The following is an 18,396-nucleotide window of genomic DNA, read 5'->3' on the forward strand; positions in this document are numbered from 1 at the left end:
TCCATTTTTATGACTAGGTACTAACAGTAGTATATAATTATTAAAAGTAGAATGCAACAAAAACTTTTGTTGACTCCCTTTAATCGAGCTTCTCTCCTTGGAAAACACCTGTCCCATCAAGATACGTACGCAAGGCAGCATACTGATCATTATGCCAAAACGCTTCTGAATCTACTAGTATCGCCGCATCTTGCCTTGCTGTTTCTAACGCTCGATAATCATGTACCATGTCAGCAACCTTAAATTCTGGTAAGCCACTTTGCTTACTCCCAAAGAAATCTCCAGGACCTCGTAATTCTAAATCTTTTTCTGACAATACAAATCCATCATTTGTTTCAGTCATTATACGCATTCTTTCTTTCCCTGTTTCTGATTTAGGGTCTGCTATTAATAAACAATATGATTGTTCACTACCACGGCCGACACGCCCTCTAAGCTGATGAAGCTGCGATAAACCGAAACGTTCTGCATCATAAATAACCATTACAGTCGCATTCGGTACGTTCACACCTACTTCAACAACTGTTGTCGATACAAGAATTTGTACTTTATTTTCACTAAACTGTCCCATTATCTCTTCTTTTTCCTGAGACGATAATCTCCCATGCATCAATCCAACTTGGCATTTCCCTTGGTAATGCTGCGTCAGCATACTATGTAAGTCGATAGCATTTTGCACATCAAGTTTCTCAGATTCTTCAATTAAAGGACAAATAACGTATGCCTGTCTTCCTTTTTTTATCTCCTTTTCAACGAAACCGAGAACGCGATCTAACATATCATGTTTTGCCCAGTATGTTTCAATCACCTTTCTACCTGCTGGCATCTCATCGATTATCGAAACATCCATCTCTCCAAATGCAGTAATTGCAAGCGTACGCGGAATTGGTGTCGCTGTCATAAATAATACATCTGGACTTTCACCTTTCTCCCGTAAAACTCGGCGCTGCGCTACACCAAATCGATGCTGTTCATCTGTAATAACGAGACCCAACCTATGAAATATAACTTCATCTTGAATTAAGGCATGCGTTCCAACAAGAATATCTATTTCTCCTTGTTCTAACTTCGCTAAAATTTCTCGACGTCTCGCCCCTTTAACAGAACTTGTTAACAGTTCCACCTTCATACCAAAATGCGAAAACGTTTCAGCAAGCGACTGATAATGTTGCTCAGCTAAAATTTCTGTAGGAACCATTAAAGCACCTTGATAATGGGCTAATTTCGATGCATAAAGGCCAATCGCAGCAACAACTGTTTTCCCAGAACCAACGTCACCTTGCAATAGTCGGTTCATCCGATAAGGAGATGTCATATCTTTCAAAATTTCATCTACAACTCGGCGCTGCGCACCCGTTAATGGAAACGGCAGTGCATCGATAAATTCTTGTAATTCTACTGACGGAATCTCTTTCTTCGTCCCTTTTGAATTTTCCCTCTCCATTTTCCGGAGCGTTTGCATTTTCAGCTGAAATAAGAAAAATTCTTCATATACAAAACGGCGACGCGCTTGCTTCAAATCTTCCTGTCCTACCGGAAAATGCAATGCCCTGAGCGCTTCATATCTTGGTAATAATTTATATCGCCCTAACAAACCATCCGGTAACACTTCGACTATAGAATCTCCATATTCCTTTAACGCTTGAGCAATAAAACGACGCATCTGTTTTACTGTAAGTTTCCCCTTTACTGAATAAACAGGTTCCACTTCTTGTTGACGTACAACCGGTCCAAAATGAAGTTCTGATACAGCAATTGTTTGACGATGTTGATCCCATTTACCAGTAATCGTTATCGTTTCATCTAACTTTAATTTTTGCTTATAGTAAGGCCTATTAAAACATACCGCCGTAATTAAATAACGACCGACGAGAACACGAACTGTTAAACGCGATTTCTTCTTACCATAATATTGCAGCAAAGGAGCACTATGAACCTTCCCTTCAACCGTTACACGTTCATCATGCTTTACTTCAGCAAGATCTTTCATCGCATAATCTTCATAACGGTACGGAAAATGTTCTAATAGATGAGAAACTGTATAAATACCCATCTCATGTAGTAACTCAGATGTTTCTCCTCCGATCCCCTTTACATCCGTAACAGGAACTTGTACAACATCATTCAAGATTCTCACACCCCGTCACATTATTTTCTTTATTGCATTTTGTTTGAGTACCAATTAGCATCTGTAATCGCTCTCTTTCACCTTATATATTCTATCATAGGCATTCTAAGAGAAACTACTCAAATCCCTTATATAAAACAAGTAAAAAAGAGCCTCACTATTAGCAGCAAGGCTCTTTTCTCTCTTCAATATGCTAGCCTTTTGAATAAAAACTAGTAATAAACTTCATATTACTACTTCTTATTCATTAGCAAGTAAGTAATCCATTTATTTTCAAAACGAATCTTATCTTATTCTACAGAGAAGATGAAAGAATACACTGGTTGGTTTCCAGCATGTACTTCTACTTCTGCATCTTCAAATTTCTCTTCTACAAATTCAACTAACTCCGCTACTTCTTCGTCAGTTGCATCTTCCCCTTGTAGAATCGTTACGATTTCAGAATCTTCATCAATAAGCGCTTCTAGTAATTGCTTCGCAGCTCCTACTTTTTCAGCATTTGTAGATACAATTTTCCCATCTGCAATACACATGAAATCATCTTTTTGAATTGCTACACCATCAATTTCCGTATCACGTACAGCATACGTAATTTGACCTGTTTTCACATGAGATAAAGCTTCTTGCATGTTTTCTTCATTCTCTTCTAACGTTCCAACTGGGTTAAATGCTAACATTGCTGCCATACCTTGAGGAACTGTTTTCGAACGAACAACAATAACTTCTTGATCTACAACTGATGCCGCTTGTTCTGCTGCCATTACAATATTTCCGTTATTCGGTAAAATAATGATTTTTTCAGCATTTGCTTCTTCAATTGCCTTCACGATATCCTCCGTACTTGGATTCATCGTTTGACCACCTTCGATAACTTTCGTTGCGCCGATGCTCTCAAATAAAGTTTTAATACCAGAACCCATAGCTACAGTTACGATACCATATGGTTGTTTTTCCTTCGATTGAGCTGGTTGCTCAGGAACCATAGTAGGTTCATCTAACAAAGCAGTATGCTGTTCACGCATATTTTCTACTTTAATCTTAATTAAACTACCGTATTTTTGCCCGTAGTTCATAGCGTCTCCAGGATGTTCTGCATGGATATGAACTTTTACAATTTCATCATCAGACACAACTAGTAGAGAATCACCATATACACTAATATCTTCACGGAATTTTTGTTCAGAGAAATTATGCTCTTTCACCTTTTCAGCCTCTAATTTCACCATGAACTCCGTACAATATCCATACTTAATATCTTCTGTACTCAATTGGCTTTGTACACTACGGTGATGTTCTGCGCGTACCATTTCATTCATAGATGGTTGCGTCGGTGCATCAGAAGAAATCGTTTCTCCTTTTAAGTCAGCTAAAAATCCTTCGTATACCACTACAAGACCTTTACCACCGCTATCTACAACGCCAACTTGTTTTAATACAGGTAATAAATCTGGCGTACGATTTAACGATGCGTTTGCTTCTTTCACAACGTCTTCCATAAACAAAACAAAGTCGCGCTGTTTTTTCGCAACTGTTACTGCATATTTACCCGTTTCTCTTGCAACCGTTAAAATCGTTCCTTCAATCGGTTTCATAACCGCTTTATAAGCCGCCTCTACTCCAGCTTCTAGTGCTGCAGCAAAATCAACTGTTGTTAATTCTTCTTTTTGTTCAATGGATTTAGAGAAACCACGGAACAACTGAGATAAAATAACTCCAGAGTTACCACGAGCTCCCATTAATAATCCTTTGGCTAAACTTACGCCGACTTTACCAGCATGCTGTGAAGGATTTGCTTTCACTTCACGCGCACCTGAAGTCATAGATAAGTTCATGTTTGTACCGGTATCGCCATCTGGAACTGGAAATACGTTTAATGCATCAACAAGCTGAACATTATTTGTTAAATTATTCGCTCCTTGCATGATCATTTGTGATAAACGTTTTCCATCAATTTTTTGAATTGACACAGATTTTCCTCCTTAATGCACATTACAAGTTTATTACTTTAACTCCTTGTACGTAGATGTTTACAGAATCTACTGCTAGTCCTACAGTTTGATCTAATGTATATTTCACTTTCGTCTGCACATTATGTGCCACTTCTGAAATTTTCGTACCATAGCTCACAATAATATACATATCAATATGTACTTCATCTTCATCTTTACGAACAATAACACCTCTAGTGAAGTTTTCTTTTCGTAAAATGTCTGTTAATCCATCTTTTAACTGATTTTTTGATGCCATACCTACGATACCGTAGCAATCTACCGCGGCACCTCCAGCAATTGTTGCAATTACATCTGTACTAATATCAATTTGACCGTACTTCGTTTTAATTTCAATTGACATCTCGTTTCCCCCTTCATAAATGGTGAAAGTGAGCTAGACTACTTTAGTTACTATCATATAATCTTTTTAAAGAAAATTCCATCGTTCTTTCTTTTCACTCTCATATTTTATGTTTTAAATTACACTTTTTTATGATGAGCAAAATAGTCCATTGTTATTATACAACATGTACCACTATAATATGTCAAGCAATTTTTATGGATTTCAACTTTTCTTCATTGACATATAGTGTCAAGTAAATTTTCTTGATTTCTTTTTTCTACGGTGTTGCATTCTCTTTTTAGTTGTGTTAAATTATAGTAGTGTTTTTAGCATCGCATAAAAGACTAACATTGAAAAATTACGTATGGTAAGGTATCAAGGGAGGGAAATATAAATGGCTCGTGTTTGTGCTATTACTGGAAGAAAAGCTCGTTCTGGTAACTCTCGTTCTCACGCAATGAACGCTACAAAACGTAAGTGGGGCGCTAACCTTCAAAAAGTTCGCGTACGCATCGACGGAAAAGTTCAACGTGTTTACGTTTCTGCTAGAGCATTAAAATCTGGCAAAATCGAACGTGTTTAATAATAAAAAAAAGAGCCGATAGGCTCTTTTTTTACTATAACAATGGAAAAAGCACCGGTGATAGGTGCTTTTTTTAATCTTTTTTGAAGGTATTTAACATTGCACGAACAATTCCACCAAGAAATTTAGGTAACTTAATTGTATAAAATCTCATGGTTTCCCTCCTAATCCCCATTACTCCACTTGGTCACTATATGATGTAAGGAGCAAAATTGTTTCTTCAATCAGTGCTTCTTATCAACATTAATATGCCAGAAGTAAATGAAAAAGTACCTTTTTCCTTAACGAGTTCGTTACTAATACAAAGTGTTGATCCCCACTCTATTGTTTTATTAGTAAGCGGGTACTTAAAACCAAACAATGTAATCCCTTCCACTATTTCAGTAACTGGTACAAAAGATACATAAGGAAATTTTTTATTTTCTTCAATTATATGTGTACCCACTTTTTTAACTGTTATTTCATTTTTATTGTCCACAATACACATTTCTATCTCTACTTCTAACCCTTTTAAAAGCATCTGTATATTTGCCAAACCGTGATCAAGCCTTCCACCAGTAGCACCAAAAATACGAATTAGTGCCGGCTTCTGTTCTAATGCCCAGTTGATTGCAATTTCTAAATCCGTTTGATCTTTTTCCCGCGGAACAATATGTAATTCGTTCGTTTGCTGTCCCATCCATACTAATTCTTCTTCAGTAACTGAATCGTAATCTCCAAACGCAACAGCCGGGGTAATCCCTTTCTTTAATAGACGGTATACTCCCCTATCAACCGCTGCCCACACTACTTCCTCATTCTCGTATCGAGCAAAATCTGCGCAATATTCCGAAGGTCCTCCTGCCAAAATATGAATAATCATTTTTTCTTCTCCTTCCATTGTAAAAAGGCAATCTGCCATTCGGTAGATTGCCTTTTTACATATTTTTATCCTATCCTATAAATGCCTTACTAGGATAAAAGTTCATCACTACCCACGAATTACGCGAATTGCTTCACCGCGATCTTTTTGATTGTATACTGCTGACCCAGCTACAAGTACATTTGCTCCTGCTTCCACACAAAGTCTTGCTGTTTCAGCATTTACACCACCATCAACTTCAATTTCTACTTCTAGATTGCGCTCTTTCACCATTTCTGCAACTTGTTTAATTTTCGGTAATACAGAATGGATAAACTTCTGTCCACCAAATCCAGGGTTTACTGTCATAAGTAATACCATATCTATATCTTCTAATACATGCTCAATCACTGAAACTGGCGTATGTGGATTTAATACAACGCCCGCTTTAATACCATGAGATTTAATTAACTGAATTGTACGATGTAGATGTGGACACGCCTCTACGTGAACAGTAATAATATCCGCTCCCGCTTGTGCGAAAATCGGGATATAGTTGTCAGGATTTTCAATCATTAAATGTACATCTAATGGTAATGATGTAATTGGACGGATAGCTTCTACAATTAATGGTCCAATCGTAATATTTGGTACGAAATGTCCATCCATTACGTCAACGTGAATGTAATCCGCTCCGCCCTTTTCTACATCTTTAATCTCTTCCCCTAATTTTGAAAAATCTGCTGATAAAATCGATGGTGCAATTTTAATCATAACTAATACCTCGGCTTTCTCTCTCTAATTTCTTCTACGAATTGTTTATAGTTCTTATAGCGATATTCTGTAATCTTCCCTTCTTCAACCGCAGCTTTCACAGCACATTTCGGTTCAGAAAGATGTGTACACCCTCTAAATTTACAGTATTGGCTCGCTTCTTTCAACTCTGGAAAACAATATGTAAGATCTTCTACTTCTATATCAATGAAATCTAGTGAACTAAAACCCGGTGTATCTGCTACTAGTCCACTCCCAATTGCAATTAATTCTACGTGTCTTGTTGTATGCTTCCCGCGTCCTAAATGGGAGGAAATATCATTTGTTTTCAGCTCTAATTCTGGACGTAGCACATTAAGCATTGAGGATTTCCCAACACCAGATTGACCCGCAACGACAGAAACACAATTTTCTAAGTATGGTTTTAATATATCAATACTTTCTGACGTATTAATAGAAGTAAATAAAACATCATAACCCATCTCACGATAATCATTCGCATATGCTTCAACAGTTGCTTTCATCTTTTCATCTACTAAATCCATCTTGCTAATACAAATAATTGGCTTAATGTTATGATATTCAATCAGCACTAAAAATCGATCTAACAGTCCAGGATTAAAATCTGGTTCTACTGCAGAGAACACAAGGATCGCTTGATCGACATTAGCAATAGGAGGTCTAACAAGTTCATTTTTTCGATCAAACACTTCAAGCACATAACCTTCAGTTGGATTATCTGCCTGAAAAACAACTTGGTCTCCTACAAGTGGTGTAATTTTATTTTTTCTAAATACACCTCGCCCACGACATTGCGTAACCCCTTCTTCATGCTGCACGTAATAAAACCCACTTAAAGCTTTTATAATTTTTCCTTCTGGCATAGAATTCTCCTTTTTTGTATAAGGTGATGCTGAATTTAAAAATGAATGGATTTAAATTTTCCAAATAACGATTTCAAAACCTACCATATATACTTTCGCTAATATACATTAAATTTCCCATTAAATGCAAAAAAATATTTACAGCTGCATCACTTTACTAGCTTTTTGAATCATATATTTTTGCCTGCTATACCGTCCACTTTGTAGACAGCATAACAGGCAATAATAATAAGTAGACTTTCACTATTATTGAGTTGGATATGGTACTTCTTTATCAATAATCGTTACTCCATCTCGTACAATTTTATAGTGTCCCTTTGAACCTTCTTGAATTACAAATTCTAAAGAAATAGTCGCTGATTCAGTAATTGTTCTCGTTTCAACCGGTCTATCCATTTTTTGCTGCATGTCTTCTTTATAAATTTCTATTGTTTGCGGCTTTTTTTCACCTGTTACAGCAGGCTCATATGGGATAGAGATATTGTCCAATTTTACCGTTTTAGTCACTTTAGGCTTTTGACCATCAGAGATAATAATAGTTACTTTATCTCCCTCTTTTAATGGTGTACCTGGTTTTGGAAATTGCGAAATTACAAGTCCTTTTTCGACTGTATCTGAATACTCTCGTTTTATATCTGACGTTAGTTTTCTCTCATTCAAATAACCAGTTACACTATTTTCAGTCCACCCCGAAAAGTCACCTGGTCTAATTTGATAAGGACCTTTACTTACCCAGATTTTCAGTTCTTGCTCCGCTTCTATAACCATTTGATCAGGCGTCGGAATTTGCTCTACAATTTCACCTTTCGGCTTATCATTTTCAATATAATTTACTGTAACTTGTTTATATTTTTCTTCTAACTCAGCTTTTACACTCTCAAAGTTTTGCCCTGTGAAATTCGCCATCTTACTTTTCTTTTTTCCACCTGATTGATAGATAGTAATTTTAGCGTTTTCTTTTACGACTCTTCCTGCTACAGGGTCCGTTTTTATTACATCCCCAACTTCAACATCATCTGTATATACAATATTAGGCTCCGTCACCTCAAAGCCCTTTTCTACTAATGTATTTACAGCTGTCGTGTATTTCATACCAGCCACATCAGGAACTTTCACATCTTTAGGAATAAATAATCCTGGAATAACCGTAAGCGCTAATGTTATTCCTATTGCTAAAAATAAAAATGTTGAAATTAAAACTTTAAGCCACTTGTTACTCCGTTTTTTCTTCTTATCTAACTCAGCTGCTTCTGCTCTTATCGGTTCTTCCACCTTACTCCCTTTTAAAACAATCGTTTCATCACTTACATTTTCAAATAATTGTTCTTGTTGAATAATCGGAATCGCTTTCGTCGCTTCCATATCTTCTGGTATGTAAAACGGTTGCTCATTTATCCTCTCTGGATATAGCGCAGTTTCAATATCTCGCTTCATCGCATTGGCAGATTGATATCGATGGAACGGATCTTTTGCAGTTGCTTTTAATATAATATTTTCAACACTTTGCGGAATATTTTCATTCCATCTTTTTGGTGATGGGATTTCACTTTGTAAATGTTTTAAAGCTATAGCAACAGCAGATTCGCCAGAAAACGGTTGTCTTCCTGTTAACAATTCAAACATAACTATCCCAAGAGAATAGATATCTGATTGTTTATTTGCTATCCCGCCACGTGCCTGTTCTGGTGATAAATAATGGACTGAACCGAGCACTGAATTTGTATGTGTAATTGTTGTTGCACTTGTAGCTGTCGCAATTCCAAAATCTGTTACTTTTATTATTCCATCAGCTCGAATTAAAATATTGTGCGGCTTTATATCACGATGCACAATTTCAAAATGATGGGCGTGTGCCATAGCGGATGTTAACTGCTCCATAATATCAAGAGCTTCTCCTATAGGTAACATCCCTCGCTCAATTATGTATTGCTTCAATGTTTGCCCTGGTACATATTCCATGACAAGATAGTATATACCATCTTCTTCTCCGACATCATACATATTCACAATATTTGGATGCGACAACGTTGTAACAGACTGCGCTTCTCGATGGAAACGTTTAATAAACTCTTCGTTATTTGAGTAGTCGAGTCTTAATATTTTTACCGCTACATCTCGGCCAAGTATATCATCATGAGCTAAATATACATTGGCCATTCCGCCACCACCAATCATTTTCAGCAGCTTATAACGGTCATTTAAGCGTTTTCCAATCAGCACGTTGCACTTCACCTACTTTCGTTTGTCGAACCCGCATAATCAATAAGAACAAGTGTGATATTATCTTCTCCACCGCGATCATTTGCCAATTGAATGAGACACTGCCCTTTACCTTCAAGCTGTTCATTTAACTGTAAAATTTGTCGCATATCATCAATAGAAACTTTGTTTGATAACCCATCAGAGCAAAGAAGTAATTGATCATCTTCCTCAATCACCAACGTTTTAACATCTAACCCAACTTTTTCTTCTGTTCCTAATGCTCTTAATAACACATTCTTTTTCGGATGATACTCTGCGTCTTCCTTTGAAATTTCACCATGTTTCACCAGCTCATTTACAAGTGAATGATCTTCCGTTACTAGCGTCATTTCTCCTTCTGATACCATATAGCAACGACTATCTCCTATATGCCCTATTGTCACAAAGTTTGGTGTACAAACAGCTATTATAAGCGTTGTTCCCATACCATTACATTCTACATTTTGCTGAGCATATTCATATATACGCTCATTAATAATCCCAACACTAGTATGTAACCATTGTTCTACTTTTTTCGGCTCATTCATATTATGTGTTTGCTTCCAATAATCATGGAATAATTGAATGGCCATCGAGCTAGCTACATCACCAGCTCGATGACCTCCCATTCCATCTGCTACTACCGCTAATACATTTCCATCTAAATTGTGAAAAACTCCTGCACTATCTTCATTATGTTGACGAACTTTTCCTTTATCCGATAGAAATACGGCTTTCATCTCGTCACCTCGTCTCTTCTTTGCGCTCCTTCGCACGCAACTGACCGCAGGCTGCATCAATATCATGACCTTGTTCACGGCGAATCGTTACATTCACTCCACGATCTTTTAACGTTTTCTCGAACAAGAAAATTTGTTCACGTGGCGTACGTACATAATCACGTTCAGGTACGTAGTTTACCGGAATCAAGTTCACATGACATTTTACACCTTTTAAGAGCGCAGCAAGCTCTTCAGCATGCTCTACTTGGTCATTTTCTCCTCCAAATAATCCATATTCAAAAGTAATACGACGCCCTGTTCTATTTACATAGTATTTAATAGCTTCCATTAAATCTGGTAATTTATAAGCACGGTTAATCGGCATTAATTTTGAACGTAATTCTGAGTTTGGAGCATGCAATGAAATCGCAAAATTAATTTGTAGATCTTCTTCAGCAAACTTATAAATTTTCGGGATAATTCCACTCGTCGAAACAGTCATATGTCTCGCACCAATATGAAGTCCTTTTTCATGGTTAATGATGCGTAAGAATCCCATTAAATTATCATAGTTATCAAATGGTTCTCCAATCCCCATAACAACAAGAGAACTTACACGTTCTTCTGTTTCATCAAGCGCACGCTGAACTTCTACTACTTGCGCTACGATTTCTCCAGCTTCTAGGTTTCGCTTTAATCCACCAAGTGTCGAAGCACAGAACGTACACCAAATACGACAACCAACTTGCGTTGTTACACAAATGGAATTTCCATATTCGTGTCGCATTAATACCGTTTCAATAGAATATCCGTCATATAATTGGAATAAGAATTTAATTGTTCCATCCGAAGACGTTTGTTTTACTAACGTTTTTAAAGTAGTAATATCAAAGGAATTCGACAATTTATCACGCAATCCTTTAGAAAGGTTTGACATATCCTCATAATTTTTTACACGTTTTTTATATAACCAATCAAAAATTTGTCCAGCACGGAACTTCGGTTCTCCTTGTTCCTTTAACCAATCTTGCATTTCATGAAGTTGTAAAGAGTAAATTGATGGTTTCTTCATTTCTAAATTTTTCTTTTGTTTTCTTACAGTCGTTTCCATGATGCTACACCTTCTTCCTTAAACAAGCAATATAAAAGCCATCCGTCGCAAAATAATGCGGTAAAATTTGCACTTGACCTTCATCAATATACGGAGTTAATTTTTCTGGCATACGCTCTTTAAGCGTAGTATCCCATTCAAATTCAGGATGTTCTTGTAAAAATTTCTCTATTACTTGTTCATTTTCTATTTTCTCAATTGTGCACGTACTATAAACAAGACGACCGCCTTGTTTTAATAATGGTGCTATTTTTTCTAGTATTGCAATTTGAATCGTCGATAATCTTTCACTATCGCCTTTATCTTTTCCTAACTTAATATCAGGTTTACGTCTAATTACACCAAATCCAGAACACGGTGCATCTACCAATATTTTATCAAACGTTTCATTTGCAAAGTGCTCTTGCACTTTTCTAGCATCTAGCGCTTTAGTTTCGACATTTTCTAGACCAAGTCGCTCTGCTTGCTGTTTAATTAAACGTACTTTGTGTGCATGTAAATCAAGGGACATGACCTTACCAGTTCCCTTTAATCGTTCCGCGATATGCGTTGTTTTTCCGCCTGGAGCAGCACAACTATCAAGAACTGCATCTCCCGTATTCGGTTCTAAAGCGCGTGCTACAAGCATAGAACTTTCATCTTGAATAGAAAGAAATCCTTTTTTAAACGCTTCTGTATGCGCTACATTTCCTCTTTCAATCTGAATAGCATCATCTGATAAGTCACCACGTTTTGCTTCTATACCTTCACTTGCCAACAACTCAATCGCTTCTTCTACAGTTACCTTATCAACATTCACACGCGCTGTTGGTACAGGGGGTAACATGTTTACTTCGCACATTTTTTCTGCAGTTTCTAAACCGTATTCTGAAGTCCACTCTTGGACAAGCCAAACTGGATGACTTGTTGTAATTGCAAGACGTTCTACTGGATCCTTGATTTCATCTACAGAAGGTACACCTTCTCTCTGAATCGAACGTAATACACCGTTCACCATACCAGCAATTCCTTTATGCCCGCGACGCTTTGCAATCTCAACCGCTTCATGAATAGCCGCTCTTTCTGGCACTCGGTCTAAATAAATCATTTGATATAAAGATAAGCGAAGCAATACTCTTACCCACGCCTCAACCTTCTTTTTTAAAAAAGGCTGTAAATAATAATCTAATGTGTCACGACGTTGAATCGTTCCATATACAATTTCAGTTAATAAACCAATATCTTTTCTATCAATTGCACTTTTTTCAATTAGATTATTTAAAAGTAAGTTGCTATATGCACCACTTTTTTCCACTTGAATTAAACCATCAAGAGCTAATTCACGAACATTTTGTCTCATGCATTTTCTCCTAACTTCGTTCCAATTTCAGGTTTTGTTCCACGTAAAAATTGTGAACAACTCATACGCTTTTTACCAGAAGGTTGCAATTCAGTAATTTTAACACCTGTTTCATTACTCGTTGCTACAACAAAACCATCTTCTTCGATTGCAACAATCGTACCTGCTTCAGCCGGTTCAGTTATAGGCACTTTTTCCCCCCACCATACTTTAACAACTTGTCCTGCTAAAGTTGTATAAGCAACTGGCCATGGATTCAATCCGCGAATGTGATTGTATACTTCTTCACCTGTTTTTGTCCAATCAATTTTCTCTTGCTCACGTTTTATATTGTACGCAAACGTTACTTCTTCTTCGTTTTGTTTAATCGGTTCTAACTTACCTTGAATTAATAAAGGCACTGTTTTAGATAGAAGGTGTGCTCCTGCTTCACTTAATTTATCAAATAATGAGCCTGTCGTTTCACGCTCTTCAATTTCAACTTCCACTTGCGTTAAGATATCACCAGCATCCAATTTTTCTACCATATACATAATTGTAATACCTGTTTTTTCTTTACCTTCCATAATTGCATAATGAATTGGTGCACCACCACGAAGTTCAGGAAGTAAAGAAGCGTGAACATTAATACACCCATACTTTGGTGCTTCTAAAATTTCATTTGGTACAATCTGCCCAAATGCAGCTGTTACAATTAAATCTGGCTCTAATGCCAATACTTTTTCATATTCATCTTTTTCACGAATTTTTAACGGCTGTAACACAGGGATACCATGTTTTTCCGCTTCAACTTTAACAGGTGTAGGTGTTAATACTTTTTTTCTACCTACTGGACGATCAGGTTGCGTCACAACACCTACTACCTCATAGCCATCTTCAATAAGACGACGAAGCACCGGCACTGAAAAGTCCGGTGTTCCCATAAACACTACTTTTATCATTTAAAAACCGCTCCTTTTAACACCTATTCTAGTTCGTTTTCTTCATAATATCTTGTCACTTTCGATGTAAATAAAACACCGTGTAAATGATCAATTTCATGTTGAATTGCACGCGCTAAAAATCCTTCCGCTTCTAATAAGAATACTTTCCCACGGCGATTTTGCGCTCTTACTTTAATATAATCGGCACGTTCTACTTCACCATAAAGTCCCGGGAAGCTTAAACAGCCTTCGGGACCTACTTGTTCACCACGTTTTTCTAATATTGATGGATTGATTAACTCGATTTTCCCAGTATCATCATCTACATCAACAACCGCTACTTGCAAGCTTACACCTACTTGAGGCGCAGCTAAACCGACTCCGTCCGCAATTAACATTGTTTCATGCATATCTTTCAACAATTTCACTAACTTTTTATCAAAGTTAATTACTCTTTCGCATGGTGTTTCTAACACTTCATTTGGATGCTTTATTATTTCTAAAACTGCCATATTTCCCTCCGCTACATTAACATTGTTGGATTAAAATCAATTGAGATTTGTAGCTCTTTTTGCATTTCTGCTTGATAATGTTCATTTACCATTTTGAGCACGTTCTTTAAGTTTGGTTCCCGTTTGTATTTTATCATGCATTGATAACGATATCTATCTTTTATCCTTGGAATCGCTGAAGCAACTGGTCCTAGCACCATTGTTTGCTGTGAGCAATGCGTTCGTAAATACGAGGCAATTTTTTCCGTCACTTGTACCGCTTTTAATAATTCTGGATGAGATACAGTTACGAGTACAACATAGTAATATGGGGGATATTGTCTTGTTCGTCTCATTTGCATTTCTTGGTCAAAAAACACATCATATTGTTGGTTCTTCGCTAACTCTATACTGTAATGTTCTGGCGTATACGTTTGAATCACAACTTCCCCTGGCAATTCATGTCTACCCGCTCGTCCACTTACTTGCGTCAGTAACTGATATGTCTTTTCACTCGCCCGAAAATCAGGTAAGTGAAGCATCGTATCTGCAGTTAAAACCCCAACGAGCGTTACTTTCGGAAAATCTAATCCTTTAGCAATCATTTGTGTTCCAAGTAATATATCTGCTTTTTCTTCCCCAAACGCCTTTAATAATTTTTCATGCATTCCTTTTCGACTTGTCGTATCTACATCCATTCGAATGACTCGTGCCTCTGGAAATAGTTTTGTAATTTCTTCTTCTACCTTTTGTGTACCTGTACCAAAGAAACGAATGTATGTACTTTGACAAGCTGGACACTCAGTTGGCATATTCTCTTCGTAACTACAATAATGACATTTTAAACGATGATTCATTTTATGATATGTCAATGAAATATCACAATGCGGACATTGGACAACATACCCACAATCACGGCACATAACAAATGTAGAATGACCTCTTCTATTTAAAAAGAGTACCATTTGTTCTTTCTTTTCTAATCGATCTGCTATTTTTTCATGCAGCGCCTTAGAAAACATTGATCGATTCCCGTCACGAAGTTCTTCTCGCATGTCAACAATCTCTACCGTTGGTAAAGCTTGTTCATTCATACGTTTTTCCATTGTTAATAGTTCATAAACACCTTTTTTCGCCCTTGCAAACGATTCAAGTGTTGGTGTCGCACTACCAAGAACGATAGGACATTTATGATATTGTCCTCTCCAGACAGCTACATCTCTTGCATGATACCTCGGATTATCTTCTTGTTTGTAACTTGATTCATGCTCTTCATCAATAATAATAATCCCTAAATTCTCAAAAGGCGCAAAAACAGCTGAACGCGCACCAACTACAACTTTCACTTCTTTTCTTAAAATCTTACGCCACTCGTCATACTTTTCTCCAACAGACAACGCACTATGAAGAACTGCAACTTGCGAGCCAAACCTACCTTTAAAACGATCCACCATTTGGGGCGTTAGTGCAATTTCAGGAACAAGAACGATAGCTTCTTTTCCTTTCTTGAGCACTGCTGCTATAGATTGTAAATATACTTCTGTCTTTCCACTTCCTGTAACACCATATAGTAAAAATGGATTATAAGTTTCATTTGTAATTGATGATAAAATCGGTGTAATAACTTGTTTTTGTTCCTCCGTAAGTGGAAATGGTTTTGTTTGTTCAAAATCATCATCGTCATACGGATTTCGGTATACTTCCACATACTTTTCTGAAATGAATCCCTTTTTAACAAGTGCTTTTATTGGAGCATCTGTTATTTGTAACTCTTCTGTAATTACTTTCAACGGTGTACTTTTATAATTTTCCACAAAATAATAAAGTACATCTTGTTGTTTTTTACTTTTCAGTTCAAATGCCGCTAATTCCAATTTATCTTCTGGCAACTCCGGCTGAACCACTCTTTGCTTCTTCTTTTGTACTTTATCTTTCACTTGATAAACGACTTCAACCGTACCATTTTTAATTTCTTGTTGAATAGTTCGGTATAAATGTGGCTGTTGCTCGATTACTTCAAAATCAATTGCTTCTTTATCCTGAAATAAATATAGTATTTCAGGTGCTATTTCTTCCTGTTTACAAAGTTGTAGACGTTTTTTATACGTTGCTTTTATCGCAGTTGGAAGCATCACTTGAAAAGCTGAAATCATGTAGCATAACGTTTCACTTGTAAGCCAATATCCAAGCTTTAATAATTCATCATTTAAAACCGGTGTTACATCTAATATTTCATGGATTGTCTTTAACTTCTTACTTTCTACATCCACCGAATCTTTAATCCCAATAATAAAACCTTGCAATTTTCTTGGCCCAAACGGAACTACTACACGCATTCCTGTCTGTACAATATCTTCCCATTTTTTAGGAATAATATAATCAAATGGTCGATCTGTCTGACGGGCAGGTACATCAACAATTACACTTGCAAATTTCATAAACGATCATCTTCTAACATCATTTCAATTTGCTTCAATATTTCACGAGCTACCTCTTTTTTCATTAAAAGTGGCAACTCAATAACTTTTCCATCTTTTCTATACATTGTTACAATATTCGTATCCGTGCCAAATCCAGCTCCTTGCGCTTTTACATCATTCGCGACAATCATATCTGCATTTTTATCACGTAGTTTTTTCGTTGCATATTCCTCTACATTTGTCGTTTCAGCAGCAAAACCGATAAGTAACTGTTTATCCTTTTTCTGACCTAACGTTTTTAAAATATCCACCGTTCTTTCAAGTTCAATGACAGCATCACCATTTTGCTTTTTCATTTTATTCTCATGCACATATTTCGGACGATAATCTGCAACTGCTGCTGTTTTAATGACAACGTCTACGTTTTGATAATGTTGAAGAACTGCTTCTAACATATCTTGTGCAGATTCCACTTGCACTGTCGTTACATGTAACGGTGGATTTAATGCTGTCGGTCCTGAAACGAGTATAACATCAGCGCCTAAATTCGCTGCCACTTCCGCAATCGCATACCCCATTTTCCCAGAAGAAAAATTCGTCATAAAACGAACTGGATCAACCTTTTCACGTGTTGGGCCAGCAGTTATTAATATTCTTTTTCCCTGCAATGGTTTGTGTTCTGAGAAAGCTTCCTCTAACCGTGCAATAATTGCTTCAGGTTCTTCTAGTCGTCCCTTCGCTACATATCCACATGCTAAAAAGCCTTCCCCAGGCTCAATAAATGTATATCCTAGCGTTTTCAATGTCATCATATTTTTTTGAACTATTTTATTTTCATACATATACACATTCATAGCAGGCGCAATCCATACCGGAGCTGTAGTAGCTAACAAAGTAGTTGTAATCATATCATCTGCAATACCACCAGCTAACTTTCCAATACAATTGGCAGTAGCAGGTGCGACAAGTACAACATCCGCCCAATCTGCTAAATCAATATGAGCAATAACAGCTGAGTCTTTCTCATCGAATGTATCCGTATATACATCATGGCGAGAAAGCGCTTGGAATGTAAGAGGCGTAACAAACTTCATTGCCGACTCACTCATCATTACTTTGACAATCGCGCCAGATTGTGTCAATTTACTCGTTAACGCAGCTGCTTTAAAAACCGCAATGCCTCCTGTTACACATAGAAGTATCTTTTTCCCTTTTAGCATATGACTCGTCCTCTTTCTTTTTCAAACTTATAATACTGAAATAGAATTCTCAGCTCGTCAGTACCAATATTTCATTCCTTTCGTAAAAAAATAACAACCTACTTGTAAATAGGTTGTTACCGTTACATAGAAAATTATAAAGTCTATGTTTTATTTTGTCGAAGGCAAAGGCTTATTCAGCTACTTTATCTTCACTTGGTACGTAGCTTAATGCTTCTGCATCGATTTCTTCTAATGCTTTACCTACACATTTATGAGAAACAGGTTTTTCTACAACACAGTTATTAGCAAGTTGCATTTCACGTGCGCGTTTTGCAGCCACTGTTACTAAAGTGTACTTAGAATCGATTTTTTGTAGTAATGAGTCAATTGATGGATTTAACAT

17 protein-coding genes are annotated in these 18,396 nt (G+C 36.8%); 1 reads left to right on the forward strand and 16 read right to left on the reverse strand.

The genetic code is table 11. The features are described 5' to 3' along the window. Nucleotides 1-79: 79 nt before the first annotated feature. From recG to MR168_RS00715, 3 genes are all read right to left on the reverse strand, one after another. Entirely contained in the window at nt 80-2,128 is a 2,049-nt protein-coding gene (gene recG, locus MR168_RS00705) for an ATP-dependent DNA helicase RecG (protein ID WP_086411759.1), read from the reverse strand. 290 nt (nt 2,129-2,418) lie between these two features. Further along, nucleotides 2,419-4,095: a DAK2 domain-containing protein gene (locus tag MR168_RS00710; protein WP_000027129.1), complete on the reverse strand. Its 1,677-nt coding sequence runs from the start codon at nt 4,093-4,095 to the stop codon at nt 2,419-2,421. A gap of 22 nt (nt 4,096-4,117) precedes the next feature. After that, the gene (locus MR168_RS00715) at nt 4,118-4,480 is read right to left on the reverse strand and encodes an Asp23/Gls24 family envelope stress response protein (RefSeq protein ID WP_000021109.1); all 363 of its coding nucleotides are present in this window, start codon (nt 4,478-4,480) and stop codon (nt 4,118-4,120) included. 376 nt (nt 4,481-4,856) lie between these two features. Between MR168_RS00715 and rpmB the strand changes: the two genes are divergently transcribed. Beyond that, nucleotides 4,857-5,045: a 50S ribosomal protein L28 gene (gene rpmB / locus MR168_RS00720; RefSeq protein WP_000124776.1), complete on the forward strand. Its 189-nt coding sequence runs from the start codon at nt 4,857-4,859 to the stop codon at nt 5,043-5,045. 73 nt (nt 5,046-5,118) lie between these two features. On the opposite strand, the gene spoVM is transcribed toward rpmB, so the two are convergent. The 13 genes from spoVM to rpoZ form a co-directional block, all read right to left on the reverse strand. After that, a complete protein-coding gene (gene spoVM / locus MR168_RS00725) occupies nt 5,119-5,199 on the reverse strand; it encodes a stage V sporulation protein SpoVM (RefSeq protein ID WP_001213599.1) in 81 nt (26 codons plus the stop codon). A gap of 66 nt (nt 5,200-5,265) precedes the next feature. Next, nucleotides 5,266-5,946, reverse strand: coding sequence for a thiamine diphosphokinase (locus tag MR168_RS00730; protein WP_140159354.1), 681 nt, complete (start codon nt 5,944-5,946; stop codon nt 5,266-5,268). A 69-nt stretch (nt 5,947-6,015) separates the two neighbouring features. Next, complete coding sequence (gene rpe / locus MR168_RS00735) at nt 6,016-6,660, reverse strand: ribulose-phosphate 3-epimerase (RefSeq protein ID WP_086411761.1); 645 nt, start codon at nt 6,658-6,660, stop codon at nt 6,016-6,018. A 2-nt stretch (nt 6,661-6,662) separates the two neighbouring features. After that, nucleotides 6,663-7,544, reverse strand: coding sequence for a ribosome small subunit-dependent GTPase A (gene rsgA, locus MR168_RS00740; protein WP_001113932.1), 882 nt, complete (start codon nt 7,542-7,544; stop codon nt 6,663-6,665). Between the two features lie 246 nt (nt 7,545-7,790). Continuing rightward, entirely contained in the window at nt 7,791-9,764 is a 1,974-nt protein-coding gene (gene pknB, locus MR168_RS00745; protein ID WP_000904747.1) for a Stk1 family PASTA domain-containing Ser/Thr kinase, read from the reverse strand. A gap of 8 nt (nt 9,765-9,772) precedes the next feature. Next, entirely contained in the window at nt 9,773-10,525 is a 753-nt protein-coding gene (locus MR168_RS00750; protein ID WP_086411763.1) for a Stp1/IreP family PP2C-type Ser/Thr phosphatase, read from the reverse strand. A 4-nt stretch (nt 10,526-10,529) separates the two neighbouring features. Further along, a complete protein-coding gene (gene rlmN, locus MR168_RS00755) occupies nt 10,530-11,618 on the reverse strand; it encodes a dual-specificity RNA methyltransferase RlmN (RefSeq protein WP_242291167.1) in 1,089 nt (362 codons plus the stop codon). A gap of 4 nt (nt 11,619-11,622) precedes the next feature. Next, nucleotides 11,623-12,957 carry a 16S rRNA (cytosine(967)-C(5))-methyltransferase RsmB gene (rsmB, locus tag MR168_RS00760; protein WP_001249666.1) on the reverse strand — a complete coding sequence of 445 codons (1,335 nt, stop codon included), beginning with the start codon at nt 12,955-12,957 and terminating at the stop codon, nt 11,623-11,625. Next, complete coding sequence (gene fmt / locus MR168_RS00765) at nt 12,954-13,898, reverse strand: methionyl-tRNA formyltransferase (RefSeq protein ID WP_000598804.1); 945 nt, start codon at nt 13,896-13,898, stop codon at nt 12,954-12,956. The genes rsmB and fmt overlap by 4 nt, the downstream gene beginning before the upstream one ends. Nucleotides 13,899-13,921: 23 nt before the next feature. Next, the gene (gene def, locus MR168_RS00770) at nt 13,922-14,392 is read right to left on the reverse strand and encodes a peptide deformylase (RefSeq protein WP_000279455.1); all 471 of its coding nucleotides are present in this window, start codon (nt 14,390-14,392) and stop codon (nt 13,922-13,924) included. Between the two features lie 11 nt (nt 14,393-14,403). Further along, nucleotides 14,404-16,809 carry a primosomal protein N' gene (priA, locus tag MR168_RS00775; protein WP_000666720.1) on the reverse strand — a complete coding sequence of 802 codons (2,406 nt, stop codon included), beginning with the start codon at nt 16,807-16,809 and terminating at the stop codon, nt 14,404-14,406. Then, nucleotides 16,806-18,011: a bifunctional phosphopantothenoylcysteine decarboxylase/phosphopantothenate--cysteine ligase CoaBC gene (coaBC, locus tag MR168_RS00780; RefSeq protein ID WP_242291168.1), complete on the reverse strand. Its 1,206-nt coding sequence runs from the start codon at nt 18,009-18,011 to the stop codon at nt 16,806-16,808. Before coaBC ends, priA begins: the two co-directional genes overlap by 4 nt. Nucleotides 18,012-18,183: 172 nt before the next feature. Further along, entirely contained in the window at nt 18,184-18,396 is a 213-nt protein-coding gene (gene rpoZ / locus MR168_RS00785; protein ID WP_000933960.1) for a DNA-directed RNA polymerase subunit omega, read from the reverse strand.

Origin of the sequence: Bacillus cereus group sp. BfR-BA-01356 (genome assembly GCF_022663635.1) — a bacterium.
GTDB lineage: Bacteria > Bacillota > Bacilli > Bacillales > Bacillaceae_G > Bacillus_A > Bacillus_A cereus.